General features: G+C 34.5%; 12 protein-coding genes and 1 pseudogene. 9 read left to right on the forward strand and 4 right to left on the reverse strand.

From position 1 onward, the window contains the following. The 3 genes from BO26_RS21590 to BO26_RS12480 all read left to right on the forward strand — a co-directional run. Positions 1-677 (forward strand): gp53-like domain-containing protein (locus BO26_RS21590; protein ID WP_477707029.1); only part of this gene is annotated, 677 nt, incomplete at its 5' end. Positions 678-679: 2 nt separating this feature from the next. After that, positions 680-1,120 (forward strand): tail fiber assembly protein, encoded by a 441-nt coding sequence (locus BO26_RS12475; protein WP_036771795.1) that lies wholly within the window; start codon positions 680-682, stop codon positions 1,118-1,120. A gap of 401 nt (positions 1,121-1,521) precedes the next feature. Continuing rightward, complete coding sequence (locus tag BO26_RS12480; protein WP_036771796.1) at positions 1,522-1,776, forward strand: hypothetical protein; 255 nt, start codon at positions 1,522-1,524, stop codon at positions 1,774-1,776. 11 nt (positions 1,777-1,787) lie between these two features. On the opposite strand, the gene BO26_RS23160 is transcribed toward BO26_RS12480, so the two are convergent. The 3 genes from BO26_RS23160 to BO26_RS12495 all read right to left on the reverse strand — a co-directional run bounded on the left by BO26_RS23160 (position 1,788) and on the right by BO26_RS12495 (position 4,603). Next, positions 1,788-2,081, reverse strand: a complete 294-nt coding sequence (locus tag BO26_RS23160) for a hypothetical protein (protein ID WP_036771797.1) — start codon at positions 2,079-2,081, stop codon at positions 1,788-1,790. Between the two features lie 79 nt (positions 2,082-2,160). Continuing rightward, positions 2,161-2,949 (reverse strand): glycosyltransferase family 25 protein, encoded by a 789-nt coding sequence (locus tag BO26_RS12490; protein ID WP_036771798.1) that lies wholly within the window; start codon positions 2,947-2,949, stop codon positions 2,161-2,163. A 103-nt stretch (positions 2,950-3,052) separates the two neighbouring features. After that, entirely contained in the window at positions 3,053-4,603 is a 1,551-nt protein-coding gene (locus BO26_RS12495) for a phosphoethanolamine transferase (RefSeq protein ID WP_051690965.1), read from the reverse strand. A 738-nt stretch (positions 4,604-5,341) separates the two neighbouring features. Between BO26_RS12495 and BO26_RS12500 the strand changes: the two are divergent. From BO26_RS12500 to BO26_RS12515, 4 genes and pseudogenes are all read left to right on the forward strand, one after another. After that, positions 5,342-5,665: pseudogene (locus tag BO26_RS12500) on the forward strand (type II toxin-antitoxin system RelE/ParE family toxin). A gap of 231 nt (positions 5,666-5,896) precedes the next feature. Continuing rightward, positions 5,897-6,124: a type II toxin-antitoxin system HicA family toxin gene (locus BO26_RS22160; RefSeq protein ID WP_072023254.1), complete on the forward strand. Its 228-nt coding sequence runs from the start codon at positions 5,897-5,899 to the stop codon at positions 6,122-6,124. Next, positions 6,102-6,530: a type II toxin-antitoxin system HicB family antitoxin gene (locus BO26_RS12510; protein WP_036771802.1), complete on the forward strand. Its 429-nt coding sequence runs from the start codon at positions 6,102-6,104 to the stop codon at positions 6,528-6,530. The genes BO26_RS22160 and BO26_RS12510 overlap by 23 nt, the downstream gene beginning before the upstream one ends. Positions 6,531-7,845: 1,315 nt before the next feature. Further along, positions 7,846-8,541 (forward strand): class I SAM-dependent methyltransferase, encoded by a 696-nt coding sequence (locus tag BO26_RS12515; protein WP_036771803.1) that lies wholly within the window; start codon positions 7,846-7,848, stop codon positions 8,539-8,541. A gap of 289 nt (positions 8,542-8,830) precedes the next feature. Here the strand turns inward: BO26_RS12515 and BO26_RS22165 are convergent, their stop codons facing one another. Further along, entirely contained in the window at positions 8,831-8,956 is a 126-nt protein-coding gene (locus tag BO26_RS22165; protein WP_081861904.1) for a tail fiber assembly protein, read from the reverse strand. A 145-nt stretch (positions 8,957-9,101) separates the two neighbouring features. Here BO26_RS22165 and BO26_RS12525 point away from each other — a divergent pair, with 145 nt between their 5' ends. Together BO26_RS12525 and BO26_RS12530 are read left to right on the forward strand one after the other, a co-directional pair. Beyond that, a complete protein-coding gene (locus tag BO26_RS12525; RefSeq protein ID WP_036771805.1) occupies positions 9,102-10,199 on the forward strand; it encodes a glycosyltransferase family 9 protein in 1,098 nt (365 codons plus the stop codon). Positions 10,200-10,482: 283 nt separating this feature from the next. Continuing rightward, positions 10,483-10,704, forward strand: a 222-nt coding sequence (locus BO26_RS12530) for a helix-turn-helix domain-containing protein (RefSeq protein WP_036771806.1), incomplete at its 3' end; no start/stop codon positions are given.

Genomic DNA, 10,704 nt, shown 5'->3' on the forward strand with positions numbered 1-10,704 from the left:
TGGAAACGGTGGAATTGGCCAGGAATGCATATCCAAAATCGGGCGGTGTTGTAAATGGGAATGTGGATGCCACGGGATATATTTCCGGTAAGGGGGTATATGAAGCACCCGGTATTCGGGTATATAGTTCGATAAACAAGCCGTCACCGGGAGAACTCGGGGCATATACCACAGGTGAGTGCAATGGGAAATTTCAACTCAGGGGCAGTGGTCTTTTATCGATAGACTCAGATAATGCAAGATTCAATGGACACGTGTTAGCGTGGCTGGATGAAGTTAACCGAAATTATCAACCTCGCGGTAATTACCAGCCAGCCGGGAATTATGCTCCTACGGGTCAGTCATATACTAAATCTGAGTCTGACTCCCGATATGGCAGCAAAAATACTGCTTTAAAATCTACAAATGGTTGGTGGAAATGTGGAGATACCGGGATGATTTATCAATGGGGAGTAACTCGAGTTTTAAATCCACAAGAAGTTATCATAGTTCAGCTACCCGTTAGATTCTCTAATATATGTGTGAGTGTCATGTTGACGGTGAATCGATTAGGATCAGGTAGTGGTGTAGTTAATGGTTACGTTGCTGATCTAAATACATCTTCATTTAAATTGACTAACGATTATGCTGTTAATGGTATTAGTGTAAATTATTATTGGTTCGCAGTGGGGTATTAATTATGTATTATTACAGTGCAACAACTAACGCATTTTATCCAGCTGAATGGAAACAGGATTATATCAATGCCGGTTCATTTCCAAACGATGCAGTGGAAGTCGATGAAGTTATTTTCATTGAGTTTGCCGGCAGTATTCCTCCAGAAGGTAAATATCGTATAGCGGGTAAAAATGGTTTACCGGAATGGGCGGATATTCCTCCACCCACTAAAGAAGAATTACAGTACCAAGCTAAATCTCGAAAACAACAATTAATAGCTGAAGCAACAAATCAAATCGCACCATTACAAGATGCTATTGATCTAAATATGGCAAATGATGAGGAAAAAGCGCAGTTAATGACTTGGAAAAAATACCAAATATCACTGAGCCGTATCGATGTCACATCAGCACCAGATATTGACTGGCCTGAAAAACCACAATCTCCCATTGACGGAAGATGAATTTTACCATAGCTGGTGGAAGTTAACTTTAATAGGTTGTATGAAAAATGCAAACATTTAATCTTTGAGTTTTAATTGGTAGTAATATTGAATTTGTATATACCGAATGAACTTCAAGATGCTTGAGTCGTCAGACATAAAAACATTTAAATTCAACAATATAATCGTTTTTCAAACATGCACTTTGAAGTGTCTTGAGTATATACGTTCACTTATTTGTGAATTTCCAGACCTCAACTAATAGTTTTATGTATATTTAACAGATATTAGTTGAGGTCAAGATAAACAAGAAAGAAGAACAGGAAGTTAGACGAAAGTTTAAAATATTGGCTCATGCTGAAGAAGGTAATAACGCCAGTAGAACTTGCCGTTATTGGGAAAATCCCTAGATACTTTTTATCGTGGGTTTAGCGGAAACGGTGGCATTGGCGAAAAGTGCCGTGCCGAGTAGTCTGAAAATTAATGGCAAGACGTTGAGTGAGGATGTTAGTTTAAGTGCCGAGAATGTGGGGGGATATCCAAAATCAGGTGGTGTTGTAAACGGGAATGTGGATGCCACGGGATATATTTCCGGTAAGGGAGTGTATGAAGCATCCAGTATTTGGGTATATAGTTCGATAAATAAGCCGCCAACGGGAGAACCTGGCACATATTAAGCAGCGCCTCGTTAACTGGATGATGTATGCTTATTAAGTTGAATCAGTAGACATATCAACTGCTCCTGATATTGAGTGGCTAGAGCGACCAATAAATCAAATTTGTGGCGGTTATAGATGAACTTAGTTATCCAGGATAAGCCCCGAGTCTGCACATTATTCTGTGTAATTGCCACCTGATTATAAGTGACCGTCCAAACGATCACCGAACTGGTGAGAATACGGGAAAACTGATTAAGATCGGATTCAGTTTTGAGGTCCTTAGCCAATTCGGCTGCGAGTGCCTTAATTTTCTTTTCTTCCATAATTTTCCTGTCTCCTTTGCCCGAAGAAATATATAAAAAACAGGCAATTACACAATTTAAATTACAGGTTCATAGCTTATTAATCCTTATTAAAGGGAAGTTTTCTTTCTATTCGTTTATTAAAAATAAAGTCAATAAGCTGATTTTTAACTCGATGTATTTCACGTAACACTTTATTGTTATAATTTTCTTTAGGCGTGATAACTCTATGGACTCTTTCATTTTCTAAAGAACTCGGGAAATTATTATGACTCTTATTTAAAGTAAAATCCTGCATACATAGTGCTGGTATTAACTGACAGGCAATATAATTTTTGTCTAAAATAAAATTATCAAATATTTCATAGTCAACTGGTTCTCTTAATGGAGTGCTAGTTATTTTATTAAATAGAAAATTAGCCCCTTTATTTGTAATAATGTACCCACCAGTACCTAAATGTTCGTTCTTTAATCTAAAAATATTCTCATTTTTTTTAAGTTTTTTAACTGGAAAAACAGAGGTTTTTACTTTCTCATCTGCTCGTTCAATTTTTATAATATCAATGTTGTTATCTACCCAACTATAATCAGTTAGATATAACTCTGACTCCTTGGATAGATATATATCATCTTCAAAAATACCGGCTACAGGAATGTTCTCGTCAATAATTTTCTTCCACAAGGTAATATGACTTAAAAAACATCCTTTTTCTCCCATTGATAAATTTGGGTTGTCAAAAGTTATGCCTAATTCATTTGAAATATTGATTCTGCTCTTATCAATAGCATCAAAAAATTCAAATTCTATATTATTCCTTTCAAACTGTTCAGTTATATGTTTTCTTCTTTTTTCATTATTACTCAGTAAGCTAATTATAAAGTTTTTCATAGTGTCTTCCAGTGTTTTATAGCAAACATTAAGAGGGTAATTATGGCTATTAATCCAACCCCATACACCCACACCCATGCTTGCATTTTTCGTAGTATAAAGTTCATTTGGGAATTTTATCTTCCGGTAATGCGCTATATTTCATGGTTTTGTTACTAAAGTTAAGAACATCATCTTGATTTTCACACATTTCATTAGACAACATTTGACAATTTCTAGATATTGTAGGTTCCTCAATTCCTGTCCATTCAGAAAATAGAGTTAAGAAGCTCATGGAATTTCGTTGAGCGTTAATAATTTGCCGTGATGTATCATCGTAAGATGTAATGAACATTGGAACCTGATAATTTTGCTTATATTTATCGCTATGAGCAAGCCTCATCTTCTTAGTATCTTTTTCAAAGAAAGAAACTCCATGATCAGCAAAATACATCAAGGACCAATTATGCTCATTTTTCTGTACTTCGTTAGTAATTCTTGACAACAAGTCATCAGTGTTTTCAATACTCTGTATATAACAAGAAACCTGCTCTGATTTGAAAAATACGTTGTACTCATAATTTGTTCTGATACAGGCTGGGGAATGTGATCCCATAAAATGGATAACAATTAGCTTTTTCTCTTTCTTATCTTCTAAGGCTTTTTTCACAATGGGTATTATATTTGTATCAGGAATATTTCTATTGAGACCAGAACTGGACTCACCTTTTTTAATAAACAATGGAGAATTGGCCCTTGCTCCCATACTGGCAACCGGGGTATCAAACAATCCTATAGAACCTTGATTTGATATCCAGTAGGTATAAAAACCTGCTTTTTTTGCTAATGTGACAATATTATTGCTTAAAATATTTTTGCCATTTTTAACCATTGCTAGAGAGTTTGCCAGTGATATCTGGGTTGATGGACCTGCTGAGATATAATTTGTAAAAAGTATCCCATTAGCCATGCTCATAAAAGGTGTATTGTGTATTGGGAACCCATATGCATTCATAAAGTCTCTACGTACACTTTCCCCAATAACAACAACGTAAGTACTATATTTTGGCTTTGCTGATACTGTTCCCCATGTATCCTGTTCACTTAATATTTCCTGCATTTTTCTATGTTCGCTTTTTACCCTTATAAAGTTGGTAGTAACATCTTTAACTACTCTAATTTCAGGAAATCCAGAGTCGAGGATAGTAAATTCTTTGCCTTGTATAAAGTTTTTTAACGGGTGGTGTATTGTCGTGATTAATGCAAAGGAAAACAGAAAGATATTGATTTTTTTATATAAATTAATTCTCACTTTCAGAGATAACAAACAAAATATTAGAATAAGAATGCTAAAAAGATAATGTTCAACTGGAATAAAAGAGATAAATTCACTGGCTTCTTGCTCGTTTGTATAGAACAACGAAAGGATTAAGTTGAAGTTTGGTGATCCATATGTAAGCCCAATAGGGGCATAAATGAGAGTTGTTATACCAAGAACAATAAGAAGAATTCTATAAATTATAGTGATTTTGTTTAGTAAAAGAAAAATGAAGAACACAGCAAGTACATACCCTACTTTTAAACGATAACCTAAAGCTATATGAGCTAAAAGGCAAAAGATGAAGAGTGCTGCAACGGGTAACAGCTTGATTAGGTGGTTTTGCGTAGTTTTCATATTAATGTATCAACAAGATATCATGTAGTGGTGGAAAGGAAAGTAGTTTAACTTTCAAGAAACAAGAAAGACTGAGATCCCATTTTTTCATTCAGTCAAATCCGCCCAATATTATACTTCTTATTTTTCGTCATGTGAATAAAAATAATTTGGTATCTCTGTAAACCGGAATCCTTCTATCAATATAAAAGAGCTTCAATACACTGTTCTATTAGCCGCTGAAAATCAGGAGATGGTGAGTTAATAAACGTCTTGTTTACTATGTCGTGTACTTTTATCGTGCTTTTTCGTAATTAATACTTAGCTTACTAAGGGGTATTTAGAACTTTGCTGTTTACATTACCTTGCTTTACTGAGATATTAGACTGTTATAAATACTGTAACAAAAGGATACACCATATAGTACTAATAAAGGAACTTGACCATATCTCAATTTTTTGCTTTTAGAAAACGAAACTAATTTCTACTACTTTATGACTTCCTATTGATAATAAAAAATGATAAAAATCTATATAATCAATGTTTCTTGCAATCCATTAATTCAACACAATTCTTGCCAAGGCAGCGTCTTAAAGTATTAAACGAAGCTAGATATGGTAAAAATCGAGTAGATTTACATGTCAACAAATAACCAAAATGAAGATTTAGCCAGAAATGAATTAATTGTGAGTAGATTACGAACAAGTTTTGGCTAATAAATTAGCGGGTTTGCATGACTCATTTGCTCAAATCTTCAAGATCCAAATCGAGTTGGTAAAGCAATCAAGGAAGCCGATAACTTACCCGAAACTTATAAAAGTGAAGTATGATCGGCTAGTTAAAAAATTAGGGGAAAACCCTCGGCACCTGCGGGAACCGAATACAAAGCCGCTTAGTGATGGGCTTTACGAGATCCGCACAATGGGCGGTGACATAGCTCGCGGCATTTGGGCTTATGAAGTGGGTAGTAAGATCTGTATGTTCCGCATTTTCATCAAGAAAACCTAAAAGATGCCAAAAAGCAGAATCGAGCTAGCTAAGCGCAGACTGGAGGAAATTAAACATGAAATTAAAAACCCATGATGAACTACATGCTGAATGGATGAAAGATCCGGAATACCGGGCAGCATACGAAGCAGAAGAACGAAAAGAAAAATTACAAGCGTAAATCTGCTGTAATGCCATATTTCACAACATCATGCATTAGCAAATTCTCTTAGCCATTTTTTCGACATCGTTTACGTGAGATAAATAAATTTACTTTGTGTGTATGTGTGTATATTTGTGTATTGTGATATCAGGTTGGGAGGATATATGAAATCAACTGACCTGATAAAAGAGCTGACTGCTGCTGGGTGTGAACTTAGAAGGCATAACGGAGGTAGTCACCAGATTTGGTGGTCACCTATGACTGGAAAAACGTTCCCGGTCCCGCATCCCAAAAAAGATCTGCCTATTGGCACAGTCAAATCTATAAAAAATGGCGGGGATTTAATCCCCGCCGACTTTGGAGGTCATCATGTTTTTCTCAGTAGGTGTTGAGTTTCCGAAAGATGAAAAAATCGCGTATGGTTTGGTTATTCCTGCGTTGTGTACCGAAGATTATGGTTGTTTCTCTGTTGCTGATAATCAAGAAGACATTGCGATAATGGCGCGTGAAGCTATCTTGTTAACCGTTGAAGATATGGTTGCAAACAGTAGCGGTGTTGAAAAAATTCAGGACTCTGGCTATCTGGTCTATGCAAAAAACGCAGAATATCAATATATTGACAGTTGGTTTGTTATTGATGTTGATTTATCTGAATTTTCCGGAAAGCAGCAGCGTATTAATATCTCATTACCCGATACGCTTATTCAGCGTATTGATAATCGAGTCAAAGAAAGCCCAACACAATATCGAGATAGAAGCCACTTTTTAGCTGAAGCAGCAAGACATGAACTTAGATAACACTATGGTGCACGGATGCACCTGGTGTTAAAAAGATTCAACTGATGTCATATTTGTACTCCCTATTGTCGTATGGATTTAGAGTCCGAGTTATAAGCGCACTTTTTTATAAAGAAAACTTAAAAGGCATCAACTATTTATCACATGGAAAACAATTTAAAAGGGTTGCTATTCTGAGCTGCTTCATAATCACCTGAACCTCAGGAAAGCAAAGGGCTTGCGCTCTGACTTCTGAATAGTAAATAACTTTAACTTTTATCTATCATCTCCATCGTATACCAGCGATCCAAACATTTATGAACTTACTCACTAGTTTTACTGCCTAATTTAGCATTGCGTTGTTTTCTATGGAAATTTATAGAGACATCTTGTGTTCTTATAACCTATCTAGTTGTCAGATTATATTTTTAGAGCCACTCCTGGTATAACCAGTTTTTATCATAAATCATCTATTGGGAAACTTTCGAGAAGTCCATCAAAGTACCAAAAATATCCTAATTCTTTTATTTCATTAGCATTAGATACAAAGTTTTAATCCAGATTAAATTTAATAAAATATTAAAGATACTGCCATTTTTTTCAGCATATTTCTTACTCTATTACGTAGCCAGAACCTACTATTGGTGATCTATCTGCCCGATAGATCACAGTCAAAACTTTCCAAGGTTTCACTCTTGGACTAAAATCATCATGATGTTTTAAATTAATAGCATTGACTCCACATGGAAAACTAACGCCACACTCTACTCTATATTTAAAGTAATAATTTAATGTAATCAAGGGTTGAAATGCTCCGCAAGTCGTTGGGTTACTAAAGGGTATTAAGGGTTTCTCTATTTATAATATTCTGATTTACTGAGATATTAGATTACCCTAAATTCTGTAATAGAAGAATGCACAACACAGTACCAATGGAGAAATTGACCAGATAAAAAATAAATCTCAGTTTCTTTTATTTTAGAAAGTCGAAATAATTTCTACTATTGCATGATACCCTATTGATAATAAACATGAAAAAAATACATATAACCAATATATTACTAGCTATTACATTCTGTATTTTTTGCCTTTTAGCTCATATAACTTTGGGATGTTGCTTAAAAATAGCAGCATATGTTATTGCCATATTATCTACTTTCTTATTGCTAAACAAAATTATAATTGAGATTCGTAAAGCTCTTATTTTATTTCTTCCTGGTATCGTCACTCTAATTTACCACCCCTATGGAGCTGATGTATGACTCTCAGGGTATTAGTTCTACCTATCCTCATATCGGGAATTGGCCCGAAATAAATCAACGCTAGGTGTAATCTAATGAAAAATATTTCACGTTCTACCTTAAACGATATCATTGAATGGGATATTAATGGTTGGTCTAAATGTTTATTCTTTTGGCTTTCAAAAGGGAAAATTAATTTAGAAAATGCCAGAGTTTTAGAAATTGGTAGTCATAATGGTGGCCTGTCATTATGGGCTGCACTAAATGGCGCTAACGTAATTTGTTCAGATCTTGGGGGGCCAAATAAAAAAGCCTATCAAAAACATAAAGACTACAATCTTAGTGATTCTATTACATATAAAAATATAAATGCGCTAAACATACCATATAAAAATGAATTAGACATTGTGCTATCTAAATCAGTTATCGGAGGTATAGGACGCAATAATAATATTGAAAATCAGGAAATTGCCATATCAGAAATATATAAATCTTTAAAAAAAGGAGGAGAATATTGGTTTGCTGAAAATCTCCTGGCATCTCCTGTACATAAGATATTAAGATCTAAATTTATCCAATGGGGAGATGAGTGGAGATATGTAACAATAGACGATATGAATGATTTTTTACATGAATTCTCAAGTGTTGAATATATCACTACAGGATTCATCTCCTGTTTTGGAAGAACAGAAAAACAAAGAAAAATATTAAGTTTTTTTGACCGATTTCTATTTTCAAAAATAGTTCCCAAAAGATGGAATTACATTATAATTGGCGTAGCCAAAAAATAGAATTATTTATATATAATATCATGCTATGAAATGAGGGGAAGAGTCCCCTCATTTATTTATATCCAGTACATGCTGAATAGTTTATAGTGAAAAAAGGGAGGATTGTCGTACAATTGTAATATCATCCTCTGATGAAGGATAGGATAAAATTTTCCACCCTTTGAAATTCTATTTATTCCTCAAATTCATCATTGTGACTTGTTCATAAGAACCACACCTTTATCAGTTGGATATTCAGCTTTTGGGATGCAATGGACGTATGGCCCTATTCTTATTTCGGCTGTTCCTACTATTCAATATTAGGAGCTTGCGAAATATCAACTCGACTCAACATCACTCTGTATTTCTTCCATTCCAGCAGAGCTGCTTTTTTAGTTTCAGTGGCAATATCTAAGTCAACGGTGTCTTGCAGCAATACAACCGCTGCTTCATACGGAAAAATAATTTTTGCTTCATTGATCTGATGAGATGTAGGAAGAGATGAGAGTATATTATTGTATCAAAGAAGAAAATTGGGCATAATACGATCAATAAATTATAACATTAAGTGAGTATGTTAGATGAAGAAGTATCTGAAATATAAAGCTGTTGATTTATTTCTACGAATTTATACTAAAAGCGAAAATTTTGAAAAATCCCGGGATAACTTTAATGAATTAGAGGAAAAAATTTTTTCATATATAGTAATCTATTCTACTACAGCACTGGGTGATTTCTTAATGAATACCCCTGCAATACATGCCATAAGGAATAGATTTAAGAATGCATTCATTACATTAATTTGCCATCCAAAACTAGAGTCGTTTTTAACTAGTGGAAATGATTGGGATAGGGTTATTACATGGAGTAATAAAATAAATCATGTCCCAGCACTTTTAAAAAAGATAAGAGAATCAGGCAAACCTGACCTGGCAATTATACTTCACTCTCATGCTCCATATGACTATTTAAGTGCCATAATGTCTGGTGCTAAGTTTATTTTTAGAGATAATTATTTTGAAAATAAATTAATTGAAAAATGGCTAACCAATTACGTTGAATCATTTATAGGTCATCTCATTCAGAGAAAATTGGAATTAGTAAAAATATTAGGATGTGAAGTAGCATCTAAATCCAGTATTGAAATGCGTGTTCCATGTCATATTGATTCTATTAAGAAAGATCATCTGTCTATTGGTTTTCAAATGGGTGCATCATCATCTGAACGTTGTTGGCCTGTAAGAAATTTTTTTCAGGTTGCATCTCATATTTTAAACAATGATTGTACTACAAAAATAGTGTTGGTAGGATCACCTGATGACATATATTTACAACAAGAATTTATTAAATTATTGCCAAGTGAGTTTCATTGTAGAATTAGTCAATTAATAGGAAAGACAACACTAGTAGAACTAACTCAAACAATAAATGAACTCGACTTGCTTATTACTGGTGATACAGGTCCTATGCATATAGCTATTGCACTGAAAGTACCCACAATTAGTTTATTTGTTACCGCAAATCCATTCTCTACAGGGCCATATCAAGACCCCGAAATTCATAGAATAATAACAGGCTTCTCATTAGCTATAAATTATAAAAAACATATTCATATAATGGAGGTTATATCTCCCGATATAGTGATATCTGAAGTTAATAATATATTGCTCAATAAATAAGAACAGGAAGTTAGAAGAAAAACCAAAATATTGGCTCATGCTGAAAAGAGTAATAATGTCAGTAAAACTTACCGTTATTGGGGAAATCCCGGGATACTTTTTACCGTGGTTTGTTGTAAACGGTGAATCTGGCGAAACTTGTGGTACTGAATATTGCCGGCAAACTCAATGAAGATAGCTTCATCGACTTCCACTGCATCGTTTGGAAATGAACCAATTGATATATACCCGTAATCATTGAAGATGCTTGATTTTATCCGAAATGGAGATCATTATCCTCGCTATGAAAATATTTATTACATCAGAACAAAAAATCAAACTTGAACGTCTTCACGACACCACTCGCGATGGTCAAGTACGAGACAGAATAAAAGCTATCCTTCTGGCTTCTGAAGGGTGGAGTTCTGTGATGATCGCCCAGGCATTGCGACTCCACCAGACCACCGTTGACCGCCATATCAGTGATTACCTCAATCAAGGTAAACTGAAATCGGATAATGGGGGG

Origin of the sequence: Photorhabdus australis DSM 17609, from assembly GCF_000711895.1 — a bacterium.
GTDB classification, from domain to species: domain Bacteria; phylum Pseudomonadota; class Gammaproteobacteria; order Enterobacterales; family Enterobacteriaceae; genus Photorhabdus; species Photorhabdus australis.